Origin of the sequence: Synechococcus sp. CCAP 1479/10, assembly GCF_019038515.1 — a bacterium.
In the GTDB taxonomy this organism is placed as follows: Bacteria; Cyanobacteriota; Cyanobacteriia; order PCC-6307; family Cyanobiaceae; genus Cyanobium.
The window spans coordinates 85,928-109,736 of record NZ_JAFKRJ010000006.1; the positions used below are offsets into that span (position 1 = coordinate 85,928).

At 72.1% G+C, this 23,809-nt stretch carries 16 protein-coding genes; 6 read left to right on the plus strand and 10 right to left on the minus strand.

Annotated features, from left to right (window positions below):
- Positions 1-98: 98 nt before the first annotated feature.
- Positions 99-1,241 (plus strand): FAD-dependent oxidoreductase, encoded by a 1,143-nt coding sequence (locus tag KUG39_RS01940; RefSeq protein WP_216912368.1) that lies wholly within the window; start codon positions 99-101, stop codon positions 1,239-1,241.
- Here KUG39_RS01940 and KUG39_RS01945 read toward each other — a convergent pair.
- The 3 genes from KUG39_RS01945 to ndk all read right to left on the minus strand — a co-directional run bounded on the left by KUG39_RS01945 (position 1,238) and on the right by ndk (position 4,276).
- Positions 1,238-3,079: an adenylate/guanylate cyclase domain-containing protein gene (locus KUG39_RS01945; protein ID WP_216912370.1), complete on the minus strand. Its 1,842-nt coding sequence runs from the start codon at positions 3,077-3,079 to the stop codon at positions 1,238-1,240. The genes KUG39_RS01940 and KUG39_RS01945 overlap by 4 nt on opposite strands.
- Positions 3,079-3,747 carry a FecR family protein gene (locus KUG39_RS01950; protein ID WP_233133943.1) on the minus strand — a complete coding sequence of 223 codons (669 nt, stop codon included), beginning with the start codon at positions 3,745-3,747 and terminating at the stop codon, positions 3,079-3,081. Before KUG39_RS01950 ends, KUG39_RS01945 begins: the two co-directional genes overlap by 1 nt.
- A 70-nt stretch (positions 3,748-3,817) precedes the next feature.
- Positions 3,818-4,276, minus strand: coding sequence for a nucleoside-diphosphate kinase (gene ndk, locus KUG39_RS01955; RefSeq protein WP_094585713.1), 459 nt, complete (start codon positions 4,274-4,276; stop codon positions 3,818-3,820).
- A 108-nt stretch (positions 4,277-4,384) separates the two neighbouring features.
- Between ndk and KUG39_RS01960 the strand changes: the two genes are divergently transcribed.
- Positions 4,385-6,541 carry an FUSC family protein gene (locus tag KUG39_RS01960; RefSeq protein ID WP_216912374.1) on the plus strand — a complete coding sequence of 719 codons (2,157 nt, stop codon included), beginning with the start codon at positions 4,385-4,387 and terminating at the stop codon, positions 6,539-6,541.
- A 17-nt stretch (positions 6,542-6,558) separates the two neighbouring features.
- Positions 6,559-8,571, plus strand: a complete 2,013-nt coding sequence (speA, locus tag KUG39_RS01965) for a biosynthetic arginine decarboxylase (protein WP_286192852.1) — start codon at positions 6,559-6,561, stop codon at positions 8,569-8,571.
- On the opposite strand, the gene KUG39_RS01970 is transcribed toward speA, so the two are convergent.
- From KUG39_RS01970 to KUG39_RS01985, 4 genes are read right to left on the minus strand one after another with little or no spacing between them, the layout of a single operon-like run.
- A complete protein-coding gene (locus KUG39_RS01970) occupies positions 8,556-10,454 on the minus strand; it encodes an adenylate/guanylate cyclase domain-containing protein (protein WP_286192853.1) in 1,899 nt (632 codons plus the stop codon). The genes speA and KUG39_RS01970 overlap by 16 nt on opposite strands.
- Positions 10,454-11,539 (minus strand): FecR family protein, encoded by a 1,086-nt coding sequence (locus KUG39_RS01975; protein ID WP_216912378.1) that lies wholly within the window; start codon positions 11,537-11,539, stop codon positions 10,454-10,456. The genes KUG39_RS01970 and KUG39_RS01975 overlap by 1 nt, the downstream gene beginning before the upstream one ends.
- A 4-nt stretch (positions 11,540-11,543) precedes the next feature.
- Positions 11,544-12,263 (minus strand): FecR family protein, encoded by a 720-nt coding sequence (locus KUG39_RS01980; protein ID WP_216912380.1) that lies wholly within the window; start codon positions 12,261-12,263, stop codon positions 11,544-11,546.
- A gap of 35 nt (positions 12,264-12,298) precedes the next feature.
- On the minus strand, positions 12,299-13,003 hold the full coding sequence (locus tag KUG39_RS01985) for an SIMPL domain-containing protein (RefSeq protein WP_190610311.1): 705 nt from the start codon (positions 13,001-13,003) through the stop codon (positions 12,299-12,301).
- An 89-nt stretch (positions 13,004-13,092) separates the two neighbouring features.
- On the opposite strand from KUG39_RS01985, the gene KUG39_RS01990 reads away from it, so the two are divergent.
- Together KUG39_RS01990 and KUG39_RS01995 are read left to right on the plus strand one after the other, a co-directional pair.
- Positions 13,093-14,574, plus strand: coding sequence for a mechanosensitive ion channel family protein (locus KUG39_RS01990; RefSeq protein WP_216912382.1), 1,482 nt, complete (start codon positions 13,093-13,095; stop codon positions 14,572-14,574).
- The gene (locus KUG39_RS01995; RefSeq protein WP_216912384.1) at positions 14,574-16,526 is read left to right on the plus strand and encodes a CHASE2 domain-containing protein; all 1,953 of its coding nucleotides are present in this window, start codon (positions 14,574-14,576) and stop codon (positions 16,524-16,526) included. The genes KUG39_RS01990 and KUG39_RS01995 overlap by 1 nt, the downstream gene beginning before the upstream one ends.
- Here KUG39_RS01995 and KUG39_RS02000 read toward each other — a convergent pair.
- From KUG39_RS02000 to KUG39_RS02010, 3 genes are all read right to left on the minus strand, one after another.
- The gene (locus KUG39_RS02000) at positions 16,480-17,157 is read right to left on the minus strand and encodes a hypothetical protein (protein WP_216912386.1); all 678 of its coding nucleotides are present in this window, start codon (positions 17,155-17,157) and stop codon (positions 16,480-16,482) included. The two genes, KUG39_RS01995 and KUG39_RS02000, sit on opposite strands and share 47 nt — an antisense overlap.
- 139 nt (positions 17,158-17,296) lie before the next feature.
- The gene (locus KUG39_RS02005) at positions 17,297-17,620 is read right to left on the minus strand and encodes a DUF3307 domain-containing protein (protein WP_094585704.1); all 324 of its coding nucleotides are present in this window, start codon (positions 17,618-17,620) and stop codon (positions 17,297-17,299) included.
- Between the two features lie 120 nt (positions 17,621-17,740).
- The gene (locus KUG39_RS02010) at positions 17,741-21,769 is read right to left on the minus strand and encodes a CHAT domain-containing protein (RefSeq protein ID WP_216912388.1); all 4,029 of its coding nucleotides are present in this window, start codon (positions 21,767-21,769) and stop codon (positions 17,741-17,743) included.
- Between the two features lie 275 nt (positions 21,770-22,044).
- Here KUG39_RS02010 and KUG39_RS02015 point away from each other — a divergent pair, with 275 nt between their 5' ends.
- Complete coding sequence (locus tag KUG39_RS02015; RefSeq protein WP_216912390.1) at positions 22,045-23,778, plus strand: ShlB/FhaC/HecB family hemolysin secretion/activation protein; 1,734 nt, start codon at positions 22,045-22,047, stop codon at positions 23,776-23,778.
- Positions 23,779-23,809: the final 31 nt, after the last annotated feature.

Consider the following 23,809-nt stretch of genomic DNA (forward strand, 5'->3'; position numbering starts at 1 on the left):
CTGCCGGCGCTGTCGGCCCCCCGCGCTCGGCCGGAGGCACTGGGGGCGATCCTAGGCAGCGGCAGGCGGCCGCTTGAATGGGGCCTTCCAAGCTGGAGATGAGCGCCCTGGCTGGCCCCCCTCCCGACACAGAGCCCGTCCTGATCCTCGGCGGTGGCCTGATGGGTCTGGCCATCGCCCACCAGCTGGCCCGTCTCGGCCGCTCCGCCACCGTGCTCAGCCGCCGCCGCAGCGAGGCGGCCGGCTTCGTGGCCGCCGGCATGCTGGCCCCCCACGCCGAGGGGCTCAGGGGGCCGATGCTGGCCCTGGGCCAGGCCAGCCTGGAGCGGGTGCCGGCCTGGGTGGCCCGCATCGAGGCCGACAGTGGCCTGCCCTGCGGCCTGCGCCCCTGCGGCATCGTCGTCCCCTTCACCGGCGCGGCCGAGCGGGACGCCTACCCCACGGCCCCCTTCGGCGAGCCCCTCGATCGGGCGGGGCTGGAGCGGGAGGTGCCGGGGATCGGACCCGCCTGGCGGGCGGGGCTGCTGTTCGCCCAGGACGGGCAGATCGACAACCGCCGCCGCCTGATGCGCGCCCTGGAGCGGGCCTGCGCCGCCCTGGGGGTGCGCTTCGAGGAGGGCACCGAGGTGCTGGAGCTGCTCACCGAAGGCGGCGGGCGCCTGCGGGGGGTGCGGCTGCGCCGGGCCGAGGGGGGCGAGCACGCCATCGCCGCCGCCACGGCGGTGCTTGCCTGCGGCGCCTGGAGCGGCCGGCTGCTGCCGTCACTGCCGGTGCATCCGGTGAAGGGGCAGATGCTGTCGCTGCAGGGCCCCAGGGCCAGCCTGGAGCGGGTCGTGTTCGGGCCCGGCACCTACCTGGTGCCGCGGGAGGACGGCCTGCTGGTGGTGGGCGCCACCAGTGAACCGCAGGCCGGCTTCGACGACGGCCTCACCCCCGAAGGCCAGAAGCAGCTGCAGACCGGCATCGCCGCCCTGCTGCCGGAGGCGGCCCTATGGCCGCCGATGGAGCGCTGGTGGGGCTTCCGGCCCGGCACCCCCGACGACGCGCCGCTGCTCGGCCCGGGGCCCATCGAGGGGCTCTGGCTGGCCACGGGCCACCACCGCAACGGCGTCCTGCTGGCGGCCATCACGGCGGAGCGGATCGCTGCAGCGATCACCGCGGCCGGCTCCGGGACAGGTGCGGCGCCCGACGCCCTGCTGGCGCCCTTCCGCTGGGACCGGCCGTTCCCGGCGGCGGCCTAGCCAGGCCCGGCCGCCGCCGGCCGCAACCCCTGGAGGGCATACACCTCCAGGGGCACGGGCCAGCCCTTGATCCGGTGGCTCCCCAGCGGCAGCACCTCCAGCTCCTCCGGCAGCAGGGCCAGCAGATCGCCGCTGACCAGGATCGGGTGCTCGGGGAACAGGCGCGTCAGCCCCTCCAGGCGGCTGGTCACGTTGACGCTCGCCCCCACGACGGTGAACTCCAGGCGCTGGGACGAGCCCAGGTTGCCGGCGATCACTTCGCCGAAATGGAGCCCGATCCCGTGCCGCAGCGGTGGGATGCCCGACGCCGCCAGCTCAAGGTTGAGGGCCTCCAGTCGCTCCTGCATGGCCAGGGCGGCCCGCACCGCGGCCCGGGCCTCCTGGGCATCCCCCCGGCTGCGGGGCACCCCGAACTCCGCCATCACCGCATCACCGATGAACTTGTCGAGCAGGCCCTCCTGCTCCAGCACCGCCCCGGCCATGGCCTCGAAGTAGCGGTTGAGCAGGGCGAACAGCTCGGCGGGCTCCAGCACGGCACTCAGGGGCGTGAACCCCACCAGGTCGCTGAACAGCACGGCGCAGCGGGCCCGGCTGCCCACCGCCTGGTTCCACACCGGCCCGGGGCTGCGCAGGATGTCGCGCAGCAGGGTGGGGGAGACGCGCCGGCTCAGCACCTGGTGCAGATAGGCACGCTCCCGGCTCTCCGCCAGCCCCTGGCCCACGGCCCGCACCCCGCCCCCGGCCACGGGGGCCAGCAGCAGGGCGGCCAGGGGCAGGCGCAACAGGGCCAGGGCCCACGCCGCCCAGCCAGCCACCAGCACCGTCCCTGCCAGGGCCAGGGCCAGCTGCAGGGTGCCGCCGGCACTGGCGGGGCGCCGCAGCAGCAGCCCCGCCAGGGCGCCCCAGCCCAGCAGCAGCAGCCCGTCCCCCGCCAGGGGCAACCGCCCCAGCCCCCGGCCCTGGAGCACGTTGGCCAGGGCCACCGCCTGGATCTCAGTGCCGGCCATGGGGCCGAAGGGGGTCTCCTGCAGGTCCCCCAGGCCCGGGGCCGTGACGCCGATCAGCACCGTGCGGCCCCGCCAGGTGGACGGCGGTGCCTCCAGCAGCTTCCAGGCCGGAACGCGGGGCATGGTGCCGGCGGGACCGGGAAAGTCGAGCCCCATCGGCGCCGGCGGCGGCGGCGCCGGGCGCACCAGGAAGGCCATCGGCCGGGGCAGGGGCGGCGGGAAATCGCCCAGCCGGGCAGCGATCCAGTCCTGGCCCGGCACCGCCTCCACCACCCCCCGGGGGGACTGGAGCAGGGTGGTGAGGCCGGGGGCACCCAGCGGCTGGATGGGCAGCCGCAGCCGGCTCTGCACCAGCCCCCCCTCCTCCTGAACCCCGTAGACCGCCGCCAGGTGCACCCGCTGACGCCAGGGGGCCAGGGTCGCGGCGAAGGCCCGGTCGTCGGCGGGGCCGAAGCGGCTGGGCTGGCTGAACTCGATGTTGAACAGCACCCGGGCCGCCCCCTGCTCGAGCACATGGGCCGCCAGCCGGGCCTGCAGGGCCCGGGGCCAGGGCCAGGGACCCATCTGGCGCCAAAGGGGCGACGCCTGGCGCTCGCCCGGGGCCAGCAGCTCCCCCAGCTCCAGGGAGTCGGCGTCGATGGCCAGGATCACCGGGTCGGCCGGGGCGGGACGGGCCCCCCGCAGCAGGAAGAAGGTCTGGAGGAGCTGGTCGTCGAGCAGCCGCGGCCCCTGGCCCAGGGGCGTGAGGGGCGCCCGGTCGAGGCCCGCCAGCAGGGGGGCGGCCAGGGCCAGCCACCAGAGCCGGCGCCCCAGCCCGGGCCAGGGGGGCATCAGGGGGTGAGTCCGAGTTCGCGCTCGAGCACCGGCAGCGTCTCCATCGGCGCCCCGAAACCGTTCAGCAGCTCGCTGTTGCGCCGCCGCAGCCTCGCCTCGCTGGCGTCGATCCGGCGCGGGCCCTTCCAGCCCCCGGGGGTGGCCTCCAGCCGCTGGCCGCTGGCCAGCTGGTAGACGGTGCCGTCATCGGCGCGCACCTCCACCTGCCCTTCCCAGCTCAGGAAGAGAACCGAGTCGGCGGTGTCCTCGATGAAGACCGTGGTGCCCTGGATCGAGGCGGTGCCCACCCGGGTCCGGATCTGCAGGGGGGTGGGACTCTTCGTCCCGGGAGCGATCCAGGCGATGATCCGGCCGCGCACCAGTTCGAGCAGCGTCGGCTCGATCCTCAGCAGGGCGTTGCCCCCCAGGCGAAAGCTGCGGCCATCGGCCAGCAGGATCTGCAGCCGGCCAGGATTCTCGGTGCGCAGCACGGTGGACGGACGCAGCACCTGACCCACCAGGGCCGGGCGCTCCGGCGCCGCCGGCGGCATCACATAGGCCGGCCGGGACGGCACCTCCACCACCCGGGGCACCCGGGGGGCCGCCGTGGCCCCGGCGAGGGGGCCGGCAGCGGGCAGAGCCCATGCAAGGCCGGCGACCAGCACGGCCACGGGCGCCAGCTTCATCGGACTGGGAGGCCGGAGGCTTCTGCGCAGCAGCATGACCTGGGGACCCGAAGGTCCCCAGGATGGCCGCTCAGGGCTCGACCCGCCACACCTGGTCGGCCGGCGTCCACTCGCACAGCTCGGAGGGCTGGAACCAGAGGCCGATCTCGAAGACGGCGGTTTCCGGGGCATCGGAGCCATGGATGACGTTGCGGCCGATGTTCACCGCCAGGTCGCCGCGGATGGTGCCGGGTTCGGCCTCCAGGGGCTTGGTGGCGCCGATCAGCTTGCGGGCACTGGCGATCACGCCATCCCCTTCCCACACCATGGCCACCACAGGCCCGCTGGTGATGAACTCCACCAGGCCGGCGAAGAAGGGGCGCTCCCGGTGCACGCCGTAGTGGCTCTCGGCCAGTTCCCGGCTGGGCACCAGCTGCTTGAGGCCCACCAGCTTGAAGCCCTTGCGCTCGAAGCGGCCGAGGATCTCGCCCACCAGGCCCCGCTGCACCCCGTCGGGCTTGATGGCGAGGAAGGTGCGTTCGGTGGCCATGGGGAAGGGAAAGGTGTTCGGGCCATCGTCCGCGCTGGGGCTGCCGCTTGGCAAGCAACCCCGTGACCGCCGGGCGCCATACGATCGGGGCCACCCCGGCCGCCGCGGATGCCCGGAGCAGCAACTGGGCGCGCCACCTGGCTGGCCGCGCCGGGGGCCGGGCCCAATCTCCGGCTCGGCCTGCGCACCACCCTGGCCAGCGTGCCGCCGCTGCTGGCCGCCGCCCAGCTGCACGAACCCGCCCTGATCTGGATGGCCCTCGGGGGGCTGTACGTGAACATGGCCGACACGGGTGGGGCCTACCGCACCAAGGCCACGGCGATGGGGCTCGCCTCCCTGCTCGGCGCCCTGGCCCTCGGCGGCGGCATCAGCCTGGCGGCCTGGCCCTGGCTGTGCGTTCCGGCGATGGCCGCCGTGGCGCTGGGCTGCGGGATGCTGGCCCTCTACGGCAACAGCGGGGCCCTGATCGGGCTGGTGACGGCCTGGTGCTTCCTGATCGGCATCAACGTCTCAGGGCCCGATCCGGCCAAGGCTCTGGCCTGGTCGCTCCTCTACCTGGCCGGCGGGGGCTGGGCCACCCTGCTGGCGCTCGCCCTCTGGCCGCTGCGGCCCTACCGGCCCGTGCGGATAGCCTTGGCCGCTGCCCATCGGGCCGTCGCCCGGTACCACCGTCTGGCCTGCCCGGCCGATGGCGGCCCGCCGGCCGCGGAGGCCCAGCTCTTCACCGAAAAGCTCAGGGTCCGCGACGCCCTCGGCAGCGCCCGGGCCACCCTGGCGGAGACCCGCAGCGGCCGCCTCGGGGCCAGCCCCGCCGACGGGGCGTTCACCCGCCTGATCGAGACCACCGACGCCCTGTTCGTGACCAGCGCGGCCCTGGGGGACCTGCTGGCGGCCCTGCCGGCCCCGGCGGCGACCCCCTTGCACCGGCGCCTGCAGGCGCTCAACGGCCGCTGCGTCGACGCCCTGCTGCAGCTGGAGCAGGCGCTGCTGGGGCGGGGCCCCCTGCCCGCCCTGCGGGAGCTCAGGCAGGAGCTGGAGGGGATCGCCGCTGAGATCGAGGACCTCGAGCCGGCGCTGCGCGACGCCTACCGGCAGATTCTGGCGAACCAGGCCCACTGGATCGCCACCCTGGACGGGGCCGGCGAGGCCATCCCCCTGACGGCACTCAGCCCCACCCAGGTGCCGACGGCCCTTGCCGGCGCCGGGGGGCGTGCCGCCCTGGCCCAGGGCTGGGCGACCCTGCGGGCGAACCTGACCCTGGAGTCGAGCGTGTTCCGTCACGGCCTGCGCTTCGGCGTGGCCTCGGCGGCCGCCGTGGCCGTCTACACCCTGTTCGCCCTGCCGATCGGCTACTGGATCACCCTGACGGTCTCGGTGATCCTGCGGCCCTCGGCGGGGGAGAGCCTGTCGCGCACCGGCCAGAGGGTGCTGGGCACCGTGCTGGGGGGGATCGTGGCCATCGTGCTGGCCACCTGCTTCCCCCACCCGCTGATGCTGGTGCTGCTGCTGGTCCCCCTCACCCTCGTGATGATGGCGGTGCTGCCGGTGAACTACGGCCTGTTCGTCTTCTTCCTCACCCCCTGGATCGTCCTTTACAAGGACATCAACCAGCCCGGGGACTGGAACCTGGCCCTGTGGCGGATCGCCAACACCCTGATCGGTGCCGCCCTCGCCCTGGCCGCCATCCACCTGGTGCTGCCGCGCTGGGAACGGTCCCAGTTGCCGGCCCGGCTGGCGGCCAGCCTGCGCTGCAATGCCCGCTTCGTGCAGCAGGTGCTCGACCGGCTGCAGGAGCCGCCCCAGGCCGCCCCCGGACCGCTGGCCACCCCGGCCGAGGTGCGCCTGGAGATGGGCAACGCCCATGTCTCCATCCAGCGTTTCCTGAGCGAAAAGCCTGCCCACCGGGCGATGGCGGTGCCCCTGATGGCCTTCCTGCTGCACAGCCAGCGGCTGATCGACGCCGCGGTGGTGCTGGGCCGCGGCGATCCCCGCCGTGACGGTCGGCCCCTGCCGCCCGGCTTCGGGGCGCTGCGGGAGCGGCTGCCGGCGTCCCTGGCGGCCCTGGCCACGGCGCTGGAGCAGCACAGCCGGCCCCCGGACCCGCCGGAGCGCCCCCGCCCGGACACCGGCGGCGACCCCCTGGCCCGGCAGCTGGGCCGGCTCGTCGATCCGGTGATCGGGCTGCACGACGCCGTCACCGCCTGGAGCGACTGGCAGGGTGGGCCGGCCGCGGCGCCCCGCCTAGATTGCCCCCCTGAGGCCTGAGCCAAACCAAGGCTGCGATGGTGTTCGCCGAACCGACCAGCCCCCCGGGCGTGCCCTCCGTCGCTTCCGGGCGGTCCGACGCCTGGAGCGCCGCCGACGGGGCGGCCCTCTACGGGCTCGACCGCTGGGGTGAGCCCTACTTCGGGGTGGGCGCCCGGGGCCACGTGATCGTGCAGCCCCGCGGCGACCGCGGCGGCTCCCTCGATCTGGTGGAGCTGGTGCGGGAGCTGCAGGGCCGCGACCTGTCCCTGCCGCTGCTGATCCGCTTCGACGACATCCTCGAGGACCGGCTCGAGCGTCTCCACGGCGCCTTCGAGCGGGCCATCGCCCAGTACGGCTACAACGGCCGCTACCAGGGGGTGTTCCCGGTCAAGTGCAACCAGCAGCGCCACGTGGTGGAGCAGCTGGTGGAGAGCGGCCGCCGCTGGCACTTCGGCCTGGAGGCTGGCAGCAAGGCCGAGCTGCTGATCGCCCTGTCCCTGCTGGACGATCCCGACGCCCTGATGATCTGCAACGGCTACAAGGACCGGCGCTACATCGAGACGGCGATCCTGGCCCGGCGCCTGGGGCGCCAGCCGGTGGTGGTGATCGAGCAGGCCGATGAGGTGGATCGGATCATCGCCGCCAGCAGCGCCCTGGGCGGGGCCCCGTTCATCGGCATCCGCGCCAAACTCTCGGCCCGCAGCACCGGCCGCTGGGGCAGCTCGGTGGGCGAGCGGGCCAAGTTCGGCCTCTCGATCCCCGACGTGCTCACCACGGTGGAACGCCTGCGGGAGGCGGGCCTGCTCGACGACCTCCGCCTGCTGCACTTCCACATCGGCAGCCAGATCAACGACATCGCCGTCCTCAAGGACGCCCTGCAGGAGGCCGGGCAGATCTATGCCGAGCTCACCCGGCTGGGGGCGCCGATGGGCTTTCTGGATGTGGGCGGCGGCCTGGGCATCGACTACGACGGCAGCCGCACCGCCACCGCCGCCTCCACCAACTACTCGCTGCAGAACTACGCCAACGACGTCGTCGCCACGATCCGGGAGTGCTGCGAGCCCCACGGCATCCGCCCGCCCACCCTGGTGAGTGAGAGCGGCCGGGCCCTGGCCAGCCACTTCAGCGTGCTGGTGTTCGACGTGCTCGGGGCCGGCGGTCGCGGCGAAACGGTGCCGCCGCCGGCCGAGGGGGAGGCGCTGATCCTGCGCAACCTGCGCGACACCCACGCCCTGATCACGGCGATCGCCGCCGAGGGTGGTCTTGAAGGGGACGACGCCGGTGAGCGGGCGGTGGTGGAACGGCTCCAGGAGGCCTGGAACGATGCCCTCAAGTTCAAGGAGGACGCCCTGACCGCCTTCCGGCTCGGCTACCTGAGCCTGCCGGAGCGGGCCACGGCCGAGCGCCTCACCTGGGCCAGCTGCCAGGCGATCGCCCGCCAGCTCGAAGGCCTGCCCCCAGGCACCGTGATCCCCCAGGAGTTGCAGGCCCTGCCGGCGGCGCTGGCCGGCACCTACTACGCCAACCTCTCGGTGTTCCGCTCGGCGCCCGACACCTGGGCGATCGACCAGCTGTTCCCCGTGCTGCCGATCCACCGGCTCGACGAGCGCCCCACCCGCCTGGGCAGCTTCGCCGACCTCACCTGCGATTCCGATGGCAAGATCGCCCGCTTCATCGACCGGGGCCAGGTCAAGCCGCTGCTGGAACTGCACGGCCTGCGGCCCGGCGAGCCCTACTGGATCGGGCTGTTCCTCGGCGGCGCCTACCAGGAGGTGATGGGCAACCTGCACAACCTGTTCGGCAGCACCAACGCCGTGCACATCCGGCTGGCGGCCGGCGGCGGCTACCGGGTCGACCACGTGGTGCGGGGCAACACCAACGCCGAGGTGCTCGAGGCGATGGAGCACGACCCCGACCTGCTGCTGGAGCGGCTGCGGCTGGCCAGCGAGCAGGCGATCGGCCGGGGCGACCTGGCGATCAGCGATGCCCGTCGCCTGATGGCCCACCTGAAGGCCAGCCTGGAGCAGACGACTTACCTGGAGGCCTGATCCCCGGCCACGACCTGATCCGCCAGGGCGACGGTGAAGATCTCCACCTCCCCGAGGCTCTTCACCGCCTGGGGGCCCAGGGAACGGGCCGCGAGCCCGGGGTCGGCCGCGATCAGGCTGGCGGTCTGGGCGTCACAGACCACCGCCGCGTCCACATTCCGGGTGGCCGATTCGAGCCGGGCCGACAGGTTCACCGTGTCGCCGATCACGGTGAACTCCATTCGCTTGGGGCTGCCGATCTGGCCCACCATCACCTGGCCGCTGGCCAGGCCGATGCCGTTGTCAAGGGTGGCGATGCCCCGCCGCGCCCAGTCCTCGTTGAGGCCGGCCAGGGCCGCCCGCATGGCCAGGGCGCAGCGCACCGCCTGGCTGGCCTCCTCGGCCACCCCCCGGCTCACCGGTGAGCCGAAGACGGCCATCACCGCATCGCCGATGAACTTGTCGACGGTGCCGCCATGGGCCATCACCACCTCGACCATGGCGCCCAGATACTCGTTGAGCTGGAGCACGTGCAGCTCGCTCTGGCCTTCGCCGCTGCGCTGCTTGGTCAGCACCGTGAAGCCCTTGATGTCGGTCATCAGCACCGTCACCTCCAGCAGGCGGCCCCGCAGGATGCCCTGGGCCGATTCCGGGTCGGAGAGGATCTCCGCCACCACGCCGGGGGCCACGTAGCGCTCGAAGGTGCGGCGCAGCCGCCGCCGCTCCTGCCCCTCCCGCAGGTAGGCATCCCCCCCGTAGAGCAGGCCCAGCAGGACCAGGCCCGAGGAGGGCGCCAGCAGCGGCAGCCAGCGGTGGGCCTGCTGCAGCGCCACGGCGACGAGGGCCCCCTGGAGGACCAGCACCAGGACCACCAGGGCGAGGCGCCAGCGCAGGTCCGTCCAGCGCCGGGCCGCCCCCAGCACCAGCAGCAGCGGCACCAGGGCCAGCAGGGCCCGACCCGGCGCACTGCGGGGCCAGGGCTGCAGCCCGTCGCCCTGCAGCGAGTTGGCGGTGGCGGTGGCCAGCACCTCCAGTCCCGACAGGGGGCCGAAGGGGGTGGGATAGCCATCGGTCCCCTGGGCGACCACCGGGCCGAGCAGCACCAGGGCCCCCTTCACGTCCTTGCGCAGGGGATGGGTCTGCCAGCGCGCGGGGTCGAGCACCTCCCAGGCCGGCAGGCGCTGGAAGCTGCCCTCCGGGCCATAGAAATTGAGCGCGCTGGCCCGGTCGTCCTGGCGGCTCCGCTGGCCCCCCAGCCGCAGCAGGGTGGAGGAGAGGGCGCTGTGGCCCTCGGCGCCCCGGGCGGGGAGCACGCCGCTGGCGTAGGCCTCGGGGTGGCGGCTGGGCTCGCTGGAGGTGCCGGCGAGGATGTTGGTGAGCCCGAGGGAGCCGGTGCCGCCGATGGCCGCCAGGAAGCGCTCCGGCCGCACGAAGGTGAGGGCTCCGGCCCCCTGGGTGTCGCTGGATTCGAGCATCTCCGCCGCCAGGGCGACCCGGCCGGGGTAGCGCCGCAGCCGCAGCTCCAGGGCATCGTCATCGGCCGGCCCCTTGCCGCTGGGCCCCTCGAAGACCACATTCACAGCCACGGCCCTGGCGCCGGCCTGCAGCAGCTTCTCCGCCACCATCCCGTAGGTGGCCCGGGGCCAGGGCAGGCTGCCGACGCCCTTCGCCCAATCCGGGATCTTGCCTTCCTCCTCGAACCAGTCCCCCTGCTGGAGGGTGGCGTCATCGACCGTGACCAGCACCACCTTCGGCGGCGGTCGGCGCGGGCCGCGCAGCAGCAGCAGCTGCTGCTCCACCCCCCGCTCCCAGACCCGCATCCGGGGCCCCGGCCAGCCGGAGCTGACCCCCACCCAGGCCAGCACGGCCACCACCAGGACCCTGAAGGTGCGGCGTCGCGCCATCATCGTGGCAGCGGGCTCCAGAGCGTGCAGATGGCGACGGCCCGGCCGGAGCGCTCCAGCCGCACGCAGTCGATGGCCTGGGCCTTGGGACGGTTGATCAGGATCTGGGTGTGCAGGGGCGAGCCCATCCAGCGCGACACGATCACTTCGGGGTTCCAGGCGGCGGCCGGCATCGGGCAGGCGATCACCTCACTGGTGGGCATGAGCCTTCCCTTCGCCGCCATGCGCTCCTGGAACGCCCCCCAGAGGGCGCGGTCGTGGTCGCAATCGCGGCTGGCCAGCACCCCCTCGAGCACCGGGGCCAGATAGGCGGCATTCTCGGCAGCCAGGGGCGCCGGCAGGGGTTGCAGGGCGGGGCGCCCGCCCTGGGCCCGGTAGCGGTTGATGATCTCCACCAGGGGGTCACGGCTGACGGACGGCCTGGGCGCGGTGGGGATCACCCCGGGGAAACGGCGCTCCACAAAGGCCTCCAGGGCCGCCATGCCGGGCAGGGGGGCCGTGAACCCCTCGAACAGGGGCCCCCGCAGGATGGCGGCGTAGTCGTCCGCCGTCAGGGGTCGCTGCCAGAGCAGGGCCCCCTGGCTGGAGAGCCGCACCCTGGTGCCCCCCGCCAGCAGAATCGGCGCCCCGGCAAGGGGCCGCCCATCAGCAAGGGGCTGGAGCTCCACCGAGCCCTCCAGCACCGCCACCTCCTGCTCGCCGCCGTCGAGCAGGGTGATCACGTAGTTGGTCCCCCGGGTGCTCAGCCGCGAGGAGCGGGTGCAGCCGTTCTGCTGGCCGGACACCAGGATCTGGCCGCTGCTGAGCAGGAAGCAGGTGCTGCCGAGGCGCAGCTGGGAGAAGCGGTTGAGGCGGCCGGCGGCACCACCGGCAAAGCCCAGCTGGCCGCGGCTCTTCTGGGTGCGGACCAGCTCGGGTGTGAACGCCCGCTCCTGCACCTGGGCCTGGCGCCGTTCGATGTACAGCTCCCGGCCATCAAGGATCTCCTGCACGACGGCCGATCCAAGCGGGCTCGCCACGCTGGCGCTGGGCCAGGCCAGGGCCGCCGCCAGGGTCGTCAACAGAAGCCGGTGGGGTCGGATCACCGGCTCAGAAGAAGCGCGGCAGGCCGAAGGGCAGCGACGGCGGACTGATCGGAACGGGCAGGTTCACCCCCGGCACCCGGGATCGGATGTAGCTCTCCAGGGAGCCGTAGGCGGGCAGCGGCACCCGGAAACCCTGGAACAGGGGACCGCCCAGGATGCTGTTGTAGTCGCTGACGCTCAGCCCCAGGATCGCCAGCACCACCCCGGCGGGGGAGAGCCGCAGCTTCTGGCCCGCTTCCACGGTGGTGGCGGGCTTTCCGGTGGGTTCCCCGTCGGCGAGGGGCTCCACCTCCACCGACCCCTCCAGCACGGAGATCTCCGCCTCCCCCGACTCGTTGACGTCGAGGAGGTAGTTGGTGCCCCGCACGCTGAGGCGGGCGGAGCGGGTGCAGCCGCTCTGCTTGCCGGAGACCAGGATCTGACCCTTTTCGATCAGGAAGCAGCCCTGGCCCAGCTTGAGCAGGGCGAAACGGTTGAGGCGGCCGGCGGCGCCGCTGTCGAAGCGGATCTGGCCCCGGCTGTTCTGGGTGCTGACCTTCTGGGGGGCGACGGCCTTCTCCTTCACCTTGGCCGTCTTGCCATCGATGAACAGCTCGTTGCCATCGAGGATCTCCTGCACCACGGCGCTTTCGGAGGCTCGCACCGGCAGGGGCCCGAGGGCGGGACCGACCAGGAGCACCAGGATCGGCACCATCGAGAGGCTCGGCAGGTGGCGGCGGCGCATGGGCTCAGGGCTCCGGTGCGGATGGCCCATTCTGCTCAACGGGCGCAGAACCGCACCATCAGGCCCAGCCGATCCTTCGGTTGGGCCAGTTCGGCGGGATCGAAGGGGGGAGCGGCCTCGGCGGCGGCGGCCCGCATCATCATCGGCCGCAGGTCGTTGCCGTCCACCTGCACCTCCAGGGGGGCCAGCCGGCTGAGACCCACGGCGGCGGCCACCTCCCTGGCCTGCTCAAGGGCGTCCTGGTAGGCCGCCCGCAGCAGCTGGCGCCGCACCGCCCCATCCAGGCCGCGATCGGCTTCGGTGGCCACCGGCGCCAGCCGCACCCCGCTCAGGGCCCCCACCTCCCGGATCAGGGCCTGCAGCCGCTGGGGCACCAACCGGCCGCTGACCTGCAGGCTGGCCGTCACTGCCGCCGGCCGGTTGCGTTCGGCCTCACGCTTCCAGGTGCTCGGGGAGGTGACCCGCAGCTCCTCCACCTGCTGCCCCTGCAGGGCGGTCCGCACCGCCGCCAGCCGCTCCTGCAGGCTCTGGAGCGCCCCATCGGCCGTGGCGGCCTCGGCCTCGAGGGACAGGGAGAAGGCCAGGCGGCGGGTGGGCCGTTCCTGTTCAGCGCTGCCCCTGGCCTCGAGCAGGGTGCCCTCGCAACGGAGCTGCACCTGGGCGACCACGGTGCCCGGCCAGGAAGCGAGCGCCGTCAGGCCCAGCAGCGGGACGACGGAGCGCAGGCAGATCGGGCGCATCGACTTGGGGGACGGGTGCTTCCAGCCTGCTCCGCCATGGAGCCGACGGCCAGGATCGGCGGCAGGATGGGGCGATCGAAGCGAGCGCCTTGGCCCTGCTGCAGATCTGGATCGGCGCCCTGGCCGCCACGGCCGGGCTGCTGGTGCTGGCCCGCCTCTGCCGCCACCGGGCCCTGCCCACCGTGCCGCTGCGGTTGCCGCTGCTGGCGATCGCCACCTGGGCCCTGCTGAGTTCGTTGCCGCTGCAGGGGCTGCCGCCGGCCTACCGGGTGTGGGTGCTGCTCACCGACGACCTGCTGCTCACCTACGCCGCCATCCTCCTGGCCCTCTGGGCAGCCCTGCAGGTGCCCGCCCACCTGGGTCTGTGGCGGCCGCCGCCGCAGCTGCTGATGCAACTGCTCACCCTCGGCAGCGGCGCCCTGGCCACGGTGGTGCTGGTGCGCCAGTCGGCACGGCTGGATCTGGTGGGTCTGGTGACCACCTCCGCCGTGCTCACCGCCGTGATCGGCCTGGCCGCCCAGGAGTCCCTCAAGGACCTGTTCGCCGGCCTGGAGCTGCAGCTGGGGGACGAGTTCACCGAAGGGGACTTCCTGGAGCTGGACGAGGGGGTGCGCGGGGTGGTGGTCCAGGTGAGCTGGCGGGACACCATGCTCCGCAACATGGACGGCCAGCTGGTGGTCGTGCCCAACAGCCTCGTCACCGAGAGGGTGCTGCGCAACCTGGGCCGCTCCGGGGCCGTCAGCAACCGGTTCAGCGTCGGCCTCGACTACGACCTGCCGCCCGCCCAGGCCAGGGCCCTGCTGGAGAAGGTGGTGCTGCAGCATCCCAAGGTGCTGCGGGAGCCCGCCCCCCGCATCCGCGTCCAGGAGTTCCAGGACAGCGCCATCGCCTACGAGCTGCAGGTGTGGCAGCGGGAGCTGGGGGATGGCGCCATCGGCGACCTGCGCAGCGACCTGCTCGAGCAGATCTGGTATGCCCTGGCCCGGGAAGGCCAGAGCATCCCCTTCCCGGTGCGTGAGCTGCAGCCCCGCCGCTCCCGGGACCGGCCCCAGCTCCCCGCCAGGCCGTCCCCCAAACAGTGCTGCCAGACCCTGGCCAGCGTGGGCATCTTCACCGACCTGAGCAGCGAGCAGCTCGAGACCCTGGTGGAAGGCAGCCACCAGGTGGCCTACGGGCCCGGCGAGGCGGTGGTCCAGGAGGGGGCCGAGGGCCGCTCGATGTTCCACGTGCTGCGGGGAAGCGTGGAGATCCTCAAGGAGCTGGAGCCGGGCCACACCGTGGCCGTGCGCCAGCTGGGGCCTGGTGAGGTGTTCGGCGAGATGACCCTCTTCCTCGACGCCCCGCGCAGCGCCACGGTGCGGGCCACCGAGGAGTGCCTGCTGCTGGAGGTGGACCGGGACAGCATCAGTGGCCTTCTGAACGAAAATCCGGACCTGCTGGAGCGCTTCGCCGCCATGGTCCAGGAGCGCCAGGCGGAACTGAAGAGCCTCGACCGCGAACAGCACGCGGAGCGCTCCAATGCTCTGCTGGACACCATGAAGCGACTCTTCTACGCCTTCAAGGGCAGCTGATGGACAGCGGAACCCCGCCCGACTCCAAGGCAGCCACCTGGCTGGCCCGGCTGAAGGCCCTGCATCTGGGGGATGGCCTCCGCTCGCTCGTCCCCTACGCCGCCGCCGGCCTGCTGCTGCTGGCATTGCAGCGCAGCCCCGTCAACGAAACCCTCAACCTGCTGCTCTACGACCTGATCACCAGCCTGCGTCCGGCGCCGCCGGGCACGGACAAGCCGATCACGATCATCGGCATCGACGAGTCGGACCTGGCCACCTACGGCTTTCCCATCGACGATCGGGTGCTGTGCGAGGCGATCGACCGGCTGAGCGCCGGAGGGGCGGTGGCGATCGGCCTCGACATCTACCGCGACCAGGGCGTGGGCCCCGACCAGGCCTGCCTGCGCGAACGGTTCCGCACCAATCCCCGCCTCGTTTCGATCTTCAACGTGGCCGAAGCCATCGGCCCGGTGCCCGGGACACCGGCCGATCGCCAGGGGTTCAACGATCTGGTGCTGGATACCGACGGGGTGCTCCGCCGCGATCTGGTGCATGTGGCCGGGCAGGACGAAGCCACCGTGTCGCTGGCCCTGCGCCTGCTGGAGGTGGGCAAGGGCCAGCGGAGCCTGCGGCAGCGGCTCGAGAAGGGGAGCGAACCGGGCCCCTGGCTGGATCCGGCGTCGGGGGGCTACGACCAGCTCGATGCCGCTGGATACCAGCAGATGCTGTCCTTCCACCAGCTCGGCAGCTTCCACCTCTGGAACCTCCAGGATGTGCTCGGCCGCCGGCCGATCCCCGCCGACCAGATCCGTGGCCACATCGTGCTGATCGGCAGCACCGCGCCGAGCCTGCGGGACCTGTTCCCGGTGCCCCAGACCCGCTCCACCCTCGGGGCCAGTCAACTGCTGGTGCCGGGCGTCGAGATCCATGCCCATCGCCTGGCCGCCCTGATGGACCGCAGCGTCGCCGGCGACCCCCGGCGCCTGCGGACGCTGCCGGGCTGGGTGGAGCGGGTCGCCGAAGTGGTGGCGGTGGTGCTGGGGATCGTGCTGGGGGAAGCCTTCCTGCTGCTGCGCCGCAGCGTGCTCGTGGTGGGGCTGGTGGCCAGCCTGATGGTCGGTGGCGCCGTGCTGCTGCTCTACAACTTCGTCTGGGTGGGTCTGAGCCTGCCCCTGACGGGTTTCATCGCCATGGCCGGCGCGGGCTGGGTGCGCCGGGGCGCCTCCAGCCAGAAGCAGCGCCAGCAGATCGAGCGGCTGCTGGGCCAGACCACCTCCCCGGCCGTGGCGCGCCAGCTCTGGAACCAGCGGGATGGGCTGCTCAGCGACGGGCGCTTCGAGGGGCGCCAGCTGCCGGTCACCGTGCTGATGTCAGACACCTGCTCGTTCACCAGCGTGTCGGAACGGCTCAGTCCCGGAGAGCTGCTCGACTGGCTGAACCGGGGCATGGCCCTGTTCGTTCCCGCGATCACGCGCCGGGGCGGGATGGTCAACAAGTTCACCGGCGACGGCCTGCTGGCGGTCTTCGGGGCCCCCCTGAGCAGCGGCGAGGAGGCCGATGCCAAGGCGGCCATCGATGCCGCCCTGGCCATCCAGCGGGCCGTGGACAGCCTCAACGAGGAGCTCCAGAAGGAGGGACTGCCGGCGATGGGGCTGCGCATCGGCGTCCATTCCGGCGCCGTGCTGGCCGGATCGATGGGCAGCAGCGAACGGCTGGAATACGCCGTGATCGGCGATGCCGTGAACTGCGCCGCCCGGCTGGAGAGCCTTGACAAGCAGCGTCAGACCAATCTCTGCCGGGTGCTGGTGTCCTCCAGCACGTTGGATCTGCTGCCCAAGGGCCTGCCGCTGGAGTGGCTCGACTGGGGGGAGCTCAATGTCAAGGGGCGCACCGAGCCCCTGCGGATCTGGGAGCTGCGGGGTGGCCTCAGGCGGGACAGCGCACTGGAATCTGCTCGGGCCACTGGGCCGTGATCAGGTCGGACAGACCGAAGGCGGTGCCGACCTCCGCCCGGGGCACGCTGGCGCCGCAGGAGTGGCGCAGCTTCGCCAGGGAGGCCTGCACGGCCCCATCCTCTTTCGAGGCATCGCTCACCAGCAGGCTGAGGGCCGGCGGCGATTCGGCGGCCACGAAGTTGAGCGGATCGGCGGGGGTGGCGGTCGCCGCGGCCCCGGGGCAGAGGTAGCTCGACTCCCACATCGTCGGCACTTTCACCGAGGGGAGGCTGATCAGGGTGATGCCCGGGCCGGAGGCCGGCAGCACCCGGCGCTGGCCCGAGGCCATCGAACCATCCGCGGTGCCGCGTCCGCTCAGGGGCCGGAAGGTGATTTCCAGCGGGCTGGGGGAGGCGCTGGGGCCTTCGAGCAGGCCGAGGTAGCGGTCCTTGCCGGGGGCGAAGACGCTGCTGTCCGGCACCAGGTGGGCCAGCAGGCGGCTGGAGCAGTCACCGCGGGTTCCTCCGCCGACGCGGCGCCCCGGGAAGGTCTTGCGCAGTTCGCTCTGGGCCTGCGCCTGCGGCGGCTCCAGCACCGCCAGCGGGGCCAGGGTCAGCAGGCCGGCCGCCAGCACCATCAGGCCCCTGCGGCCGGGGCGAATTCCAGCCATATGACGGACAGCCGTGTGACGGGCAGCCTGGCGTTGGTCGACAACGGCTTTGCTCATGGCCCCTCTGTCCAGGATCGCTTTCTGAATAACCGATTTCCGCATGAAAACTGTCTTCATGACCACAGTTGACGGCAACGTTTCATGACAACCAGAACCCAGGCGATGCATGCTGGATGGCCAGCCAGGCCCAGAGGAGCTTGGTGATGATGTGAAGGGCCTGGTCGAACGACAGGGTCCAGAGACGACGGCATTTGCCGAAGTCAATCAACAGATGCACGATCCACTCTGCCACACCCAAAAGGGGGGACTGGGTGATCGCGCCCACAAGAAACCCATGGATGGCGGCATGGGAGGTGAGCCACCAACCCCAGCCGAGGGTCACACCGCAACCGGGGCATTTCTCCCGGGCCATACGATCGCTCTGGAGCCCGAAATCCCCGACGAAATGGGCCATCGCCAGCATCAGAAAGACGTTGAAGACGGCTGGAAGATCAGGCACAGAATGAAGAACCGGGGTTGCCGGAGAGGCGCGTCAGGTGAGGCAGGGGGAGGGAACCGGGCCACGGAACCCGTGGGTGAGGCCTCACCAGGGAGTCCCGATCAACTGAACCCCGGCCCAGAAGTAGGGATGGGTCACGCCTGCCGCAATCCGACGCCGCTGGGATGGGCTCAACTCCGTGAGAAGGGGAACGCCATCGGACCCGATGACCTTATCGCCTTCCAGCCGCACCTTGCCAGTGGACATGGCCTGGCGCGTGGCCCGCAGGGCATCGGCTTTCTGCATCCCCTGGTCGAGGAAGCGATAGAGCTGCAGGAAATAGGCGGAGGTGGCGACATCGTCGACATACCAGAGCGTGCCGATGGCACTGCGGGATCCCGCCTGCAGGGCCAGGCCGGCGAATCCGAGTTCGCTGTCGCTGTCGCCCAGGGCCGTGCGGCAGGCGCTGAGCACGAACAGTTCCAGCGGGCTGCCGCTGCGCTGCTGGCGCAGGCTGGCGAATTCCTGCAGGCTCACCGAGCCGGTGCCGGTGTAGATGCGCGCCTGGGAGGGGCCACCGGGCAGGAATTCGGCATGGGTGGCCACGTGCAGGCGCTCGTAGCGCGGGTCGGCGGCCCGGCTCAGCAGCACCTCCGGGGAAAAGTTTTTGTTGAGGAACCGGTCGACCCCGACCCCCTCCGGAATGCCGGCCAGTTCCTCGGGCACCAGGGGCAGGGGGCTGAGCCCCTCGAATTCCGAGGCTCCCGCCGCCAGCACCCGCCCCCGGGTCTGGCGCGGAGGCCCGAAGGAGGTGAGGTTGAGGGACGGGGTGATCGAGAAGCCGTAGCGATCTCCGAAATAGCTGGTGCCGTCGTGGAGGGCCGCGAAGGGAAGGCCCTGGAGGCCCCGGTCGGCGACGATCACCAGGGTGGTGATGCCCTTGGCCCGCAGTTCCGCAGCAATGGGCTCGATCAGGGCCCGGTGGATCTGCCGTGACGGGGAGTCCGGATTCTCCACCTGGAGGGGCTCGAGGCGGGCCAGCTGGCGGTAGAGCGCCCGCAGCTGCTCCCCGAAGCGTTCCCTGGAGAGCTCGACACGCTTGCCGACGGGCTCCCCCCGGCGGCTGAGCAGGATCAGATCGAGGAACGAGTTGGTCGGTTTCTTGCCGCTGGAGTCGGCGGCCTTGGGCTCCTCGCCCGCGGCGGGCTTCTGTTCGGTGAAGGACACCATCAGCACGGCCGGATTGAAGCGCTCGTCATCCCGGTCCCCCTTCTGGGAGGCCTTGCTCAGCAATTGCTGCAGTTCCTCGAGGCGCAGGGTCCCGCCGGAATCTCCGGCCATTCCCACATCCCCGAGGGTCCGGCGCACGTCCTCGGTGCGCTGCTGATCGCCGTCGGTGATCGCCGAGGCCACCTGGGCCGTGGAGAGGCTGCTGGTGGTGGTGGTGAGGGGGCCGGGCACCGGCACCGACCCGCCGGTGAGACTGAAATCCGCCTCCGAGAGGTTCACCGCCAGGGCATCGGAGCCCACCCCGCGCCGGTTGCTGCTGACGGTGGAGCCGAAGGGGGTTGTCTGGGTCGAGGGGAAGATGCGGTAGCCGAGATCGGGCAGGAGGAACGACGGGGCCGGCGGGCTCGAGGGGCTCGGCGGGGAGGACGGTGATGGGGTTGCCGGAGGCGTGACCGCCTGGGGTGGGAGCGGGGTGACGGGCGGTGTGGGGATGACGGGCGGATCCGGCGGGGCCGGGGGCGGCGGCAGCGTCGCCGCCAGATCGCCACCGAAGCTGAACGGCAGCTGGGGATCGCCGGTCGTGACGACGCCCTGAAGCGTGAAGCCGATCGGCAGAACGATCTGGGCGGGATCAAAGGCGCCGGTGATGCCACGGGCCCGGATCAGCTCGAAGGGGGTGATGACCCCCACGACCGGGGGCGACACCACCTCCAGCCCCCCGCCGAGGAAGGTGTCGCCGAAGACGGAGAGCTCGTCGGGGGTGGAGAGATCGAACAGCAGCCGGCTGTTGGGCTCCAGCGTGAGGCTGCGGGCACGAATCTGCAGCGCGCCGACCGGATCGAGCAACGCCTCCGGTGCCCCCGGCAGCAGGGAGGTTCCGTTGGTGAACGTCCCCAGACCGGAACCCACCTCGATCAGGCCGGATCCCTGGATCGTTCCTTCATTCCGGAAGGCGGCGCCGTCGACCAGCAGCCGCGCCGAACCATTGCCCTGCAGGGTGATCGAGGCCCCGGGGGAGACGGCCGCGCTCTGCAGGTCGAGGGTGGCGCCGGGAGCGATCACGATCGATCCGGCGTTCTCGAGGGCCGCCAGCTGGTTGGCCCCCGACAGCTGGAGCTGGGCCCCGCTCTCCACGGCCAGATTCGGGCCAGCGATCGTGGCCTGGTTGAGCGCCAGGGTCGCCCCCGTGGCGACATTGATCAGGGTGGTCTTGACGGGTGTGAGATCCGTGACCGTGCCGCCGTCGATGAGGCTGCTCAGGGCCGAAGGGCCGATCTGCAGCAGCGCCGTCGAGAAGGCGGTGACGTTGCGGCCGGGCCCCTGGACATAACGCCTGGAGATATCCAGAACGGCCGGCCGGCCATCATTGAAGCTCGATAGCTGAATGGCCCCGAAACTTGTGGGGCTCCAGCTGAATTCTCCGGTCCGAATGGTGCCGGAACGAAGCTGGAAGGGTTCGATGGCTCCGGTGAGTTCGATGTTGCCGTCGATCCGGGACGCCCCCTGGAAGGTGCGCAGGGTTCCGGTGTTGATGTCCACCGCGCCCTTCTGCCAGCTGATCGCTCCCATGGGGGCGGAGGGATCGGCAGTTTTCTGATACCAGAGATTGACATCCAGCCTCCCGGTCGCGGAAGTGTTCGAGAAGGCCGTGGGATCCACGCCCGGGACGTTGATCTGGATGTTGCCGTCGGCCCTCAGCTCCAGGGTGGCGTTCGCCCCGACCGTCTTCTGCACCGGGGCCAGCAGGGAGATGGTCCCCGACTGGGTCCCGGCGGGGTCGGTGGTGTCCACGATCACCGTCTGGCCTCCGTTGAGGGCGGTGTTGATCAGCCCCACGTCGATCAGCGACGCCGAGCCCGGCAATCCGCCACCGGAACCGCCGGGCGGAGGACCGCCACCGGATCCGGCAGGAACGATGTCGATGTCGCGGGGGTCGATCAGCCAGGTGCCGCCCCGCCCCCGCGCCGCCGACAGATCGGGAGCGGTGGAGAGCACCAGGCTGCTGGCCGAGGTTTCGACGAAGCCGCCATCGCCGCCCTGGGGACCGCCCCGGGCGCTGATGACGCCATGGACCTCGGCCCGCTGCTTGCCCAGGATCTCGATGCTCCCGCCCCGGCCAGCGCCGCTGGCATCCGCCCGCAGGCTGGAGCCGGCCATGGAGACCCTTTCCCCGGCCAGCCGGATGCGGCCGCCGTCCGGGCCGGAGACCTCCACCGTGCTGTCCTGGAGCGACACCGCCTGCCCCTGCAGGGCCACGTTGCCGCCAGGCGCCTGCAGCCGGGATCCCCCCAGCAGCACGTGGCCGCCCTGGGCATCCAGAAGCAGGCCCCCATCGACGGTGAGCAGGCCGCCGTCGATGGCCAGGTCCCCCTGGGCGGAGAGGCCCATCTGACCCAGGCTGGCCGGGTCGGTGCTGAGACCGGACAGGCCCAGAAGCGGAGTGCCCGTCAAGGCGGTGGCGGCGGCGGCCGTGGTGCCGAGCACGTCGAAGCGCCCGTCGCCCACCCGCAACGTGGTGGCGGTCGTCAGGTTGAGCTGCTGGACGTTGGTGAACGTGCCGGCGCCGCTGAGTCGGAGCCCCCCCGGGGAGAGCCAGACCAGGTTGGCCGGACCGCTGAGGGTGACGGCCTTGTCGATGAAGCTGCCCAGGGGGTGGGTGACCCCCACCATCACGTTGCGATGCCCACCCACATCGAGCGTGACCCCCGTGATCGCCCCGCGGGTGTCGAAGGCGGAGAAACGGTGAAAGAGGTTGGCCCCGGCGGAGGTGCCCCCCCGGATCGCACAGGCCCCGCTGGAGCAGCTGCCGCCGAGTTGGCCATTGACCACACTGCCGAGTCCGAGGATCCCGCCGGTGGCGGTGATCTCACCGGCGGCGACGGGGGAAGCCAGCAGGCCCAGCACAACCGTGAGCCCCAGCGGCAGGATTCGAGACTGCCGTTGCGTCAGCCATGCCGGACAAATGAGGCGGATCCGGACCAACTCACCGGGCAAAAAGTAGCGGTTGTTACTCAAGATTGTCCCCACTCTTCACAACCGCAGGTAGGTTCCCTAGGCGCCGATGGCTGAACCACTTGCTGGGTCATCATTCACGCCTCAGGTGTTAGTCCACCTGATCTCATCAACACCTCAGCAAGCTACCAGCCTCTCTTTCTGAGCGGGAACTCGGCCCACCCTGCATGCTCCTCCTTCTCGCCCAGCTGGTGGCTCCGCCCCTGCAGGATGGGCCGATCCGCCTTCCGGGCCCGCCCCGCCAGCTGGAACGGCCCTCTCCCGCCGAGCCCCAGCCGGCCCCTCCGGTCGACGTCCGCCCCCTGGAGACTCCCGCCCCCCAGCCCGACGGCGGCGGAGCCCCGCCCGCCGGCGCTGGCCCCGCCGCCCCGGAACCGGCCCCCCAGCCCCCCACCTCACTGGCACCGGCCCCCCTGCCGGAGATCCGCGGGCTGACGCTCTACACCCCTGAGCAGGTACCCACGATCCTGGCCGAATGCAGCCGGATCACCGATCCCCAGGAACGGCTCAAGGCCTGCGCCGTGGCCCTGAGCACCCGGCTCGTCTTCGACGGGTACGTCAGCAGCCGTGTCTATGTGGTGAGCGACCCGGCGCCGGGGTATCTCGATGTGGTGGAAGGCCGTGTGGTCGGCATCCAGGTCTCCGGCAGCGATCCCTGGCTGAACCGTCGCGTCGGCCGGCTGCTGCGCCCCCTGCGGGGCCAGATCCTGCGGCTGTCGACGGTGGAGCTGCAGCTGCAGCTGCTCAAACGGCAGCCGGGAATCGAGAGCGTGCGGGGCACCCTGGCCCGGCTGGGCAGCGACCCCTCCGAAGGGGTGTTCCGCGTCGCCGTGGAGCCCTCGCGGGAGCCCTGGCAGGGGGATCTGTCCCTGCGCAACGACGGCAACAGCGGCTCGGGGGAGTTCCGCGCCGTGGCCACGCTGCTGAAGCCGAGCCTGCTGCGGCGCGGGGACACCCTGCTGGTCTACGGCGAGCTCGATGCCACCGACACCCCCGAGCTGGGCGCCGCCATCGCCTCCCTCAGCTACACCTACCCCTTCAGCGACAACCTCAGCCTCACCGGCGGCATCGGCTTCAGCCGCCGCAACCTGGTGGAACTGCCGGCCCCGGCCGACGGGTTCTCCACGAACCAGTACCAGGCCCTGGCCCAGTTCGAGTGGGTGTTCCGCGAATCCCTCAGCCAGCGCTGGAGCCTCTTCGCCGGCTACAGCAACAGCCGCAGCAACATCTACGAGCAGGGCAGCGCCCTGCCGGTCTCGGTGCCCGCCAGCGTCCGCGCCCCCGCCGGCGGCTACCTGCGGCTGGGCGTCAACGGCAGCGGCGCCAGCCGCCACAGCAGCTGGAGCGGCAGCGCCTACCTGCTGCAGGGGGTCGCCGCGGCGACCCCGACCGTCCAGCGCCAGGAACTGGCCGAAGCGGGCATCGTGGCGGGCCGGGCCACCGCCATCGGCGGCTTCCTCTCCGCCTCCTGGACGGTCTCCCCCCGCTGGCAGGTCAACCTGCGGACCGCCGCCCAGCTGGCCTTTGCCCCGCTGACCTCCTCGATGCAGTTCACCCTCGGCTCCGATGTGGGGCTGCGCGGGCTGCCCGGCCAGCTGATCAGCGGCGACAGCGGCTGGCTGGCCAGCACCGAAGCGGTCTGGACCTTCTGGGACAGCAAGACCAGTGCCCTCCAGCTCGTCCCCTTCATCGGTGCCGGCGGCATCCGCACGAGCTTCAGCGGTGGCAGCTTCGGCGACACGGTGGGCTCCGGTGGCGTGCTGCTGCGCTGGCTGGCCAGCAACCACTGGTCGGTGGAGCTGGGCTGGGCCGTGCCCTTCTCCACCACCGACAACCTGGGCCCCTGGAACGACTGGCTCCTGGGCCAGGGGCTCTACACCCGGGTGAACTACCGCTTCTGAGCCTCAGCCAGCGAGCCTCAGCCAGGGAGCG

What these genes read in the sequence shown, in the direction of transcription:
- KUG39_RS02000 (WP_216912386.1), bottom strand. Translation starts at nt 17,157, where the DNA reads ATGGCTGGAATTCGCCCCGGCCGCAGGGGCCTGATGGTGCTGGCGGCC.
- KUG39_RS01960 (WP_216912374.1), top strand. Translation starts at nt 4,385, where the DNA reads ATGCCCGGAGCAGCAACTGGGCGCGCCACCTGGCTGGCCGCGCCGGGG.
- KUG39_RS01980 (WP_216912380.1), bottom strand. Translation starts at nt 12,263, where the DNA reads ATGCGCCGCCGCCACCTGCCGAGCCTCTCGATGGTGCCGATCCTGGTG.
- KUG39_RS01970 (WP_286192853.1), bottom strand. Translation starts at nt 10,454, where the DNA reads ATGGCGCGACGCCGCACCTTCAGGGTCCTGGTGGTGGCCGTGCTGGCC.
- KUG39_RS01985 (WP_190610311.1), bottom strand. Translation starts at nt 13,003, where the DNA reads ATGCGCCCGATCTGCCTGCGCTCCGTCGTCCCGCTGCTGGGCCTGACG.
- KUG39_RS02015 (WP_216912390.1), top strand. Translation starts at nt 22,045, where the DNA reads ATGCTCCTCCTTCTCGCCCAGCTGGTGGCTCCGCCCCTGCAGGATGGG.
- KUG39_RS01945 (WP_216912370.1), bottom strand. Translation starts at nt 3,079, where the DNA reads ATGCCCCCCTGGCCCGGGCTGGGGCGCCGGCTCTGGTGGCTGGCCCTG.
- KUG39_RS01995 (WP_216912384.1), top strand. Translation starts at nt 14,574, where the DNA reads ATGGACAGCGGAACCCCGCCCGACTCCAAGGCAGCCACCTGGCTGGCC.
- KUG39_RS01950 (WP_233133943.1), bottom strand. Translation starts at nt 3,747, where the DNA reads ATGAAGCTGGCGCCCGTGGCCGTGCTGGTCGCCGGCCTTGCATGGGCT.
- KUG39_RS01940 (WP_216912368.1), top strand. Translation starts at nt 99, where the DNA reads ATGAGCGCCCTGGCTGGCCCCCCTCCCGACACAGAGCCCGTCCTGATC.
- ndk (WP_094585713.1), bottom strand. Translation starts at nt 4,276, where the DNA reads ATGGCCACCGAACGCACCTTCCTCGCCATCAAGCCCGACGGGGTGCAG.
- speA (WP_286192852.1), top strand. Translation starts at nt 6,559, where the DNA reads ATGGTGTTCGCCGAACCGACCAGCCCCCCGGGCGTGCCCTCCGTCGCT.
- KUG39_RS02005 (WP_094585704.1), bottom strand. Translation starts at nt 17,620, where the DNA reads ATGCTGGCGATGGCCCATTTCGTCGGGGATTTCGGGCTCCAGAGCGAT.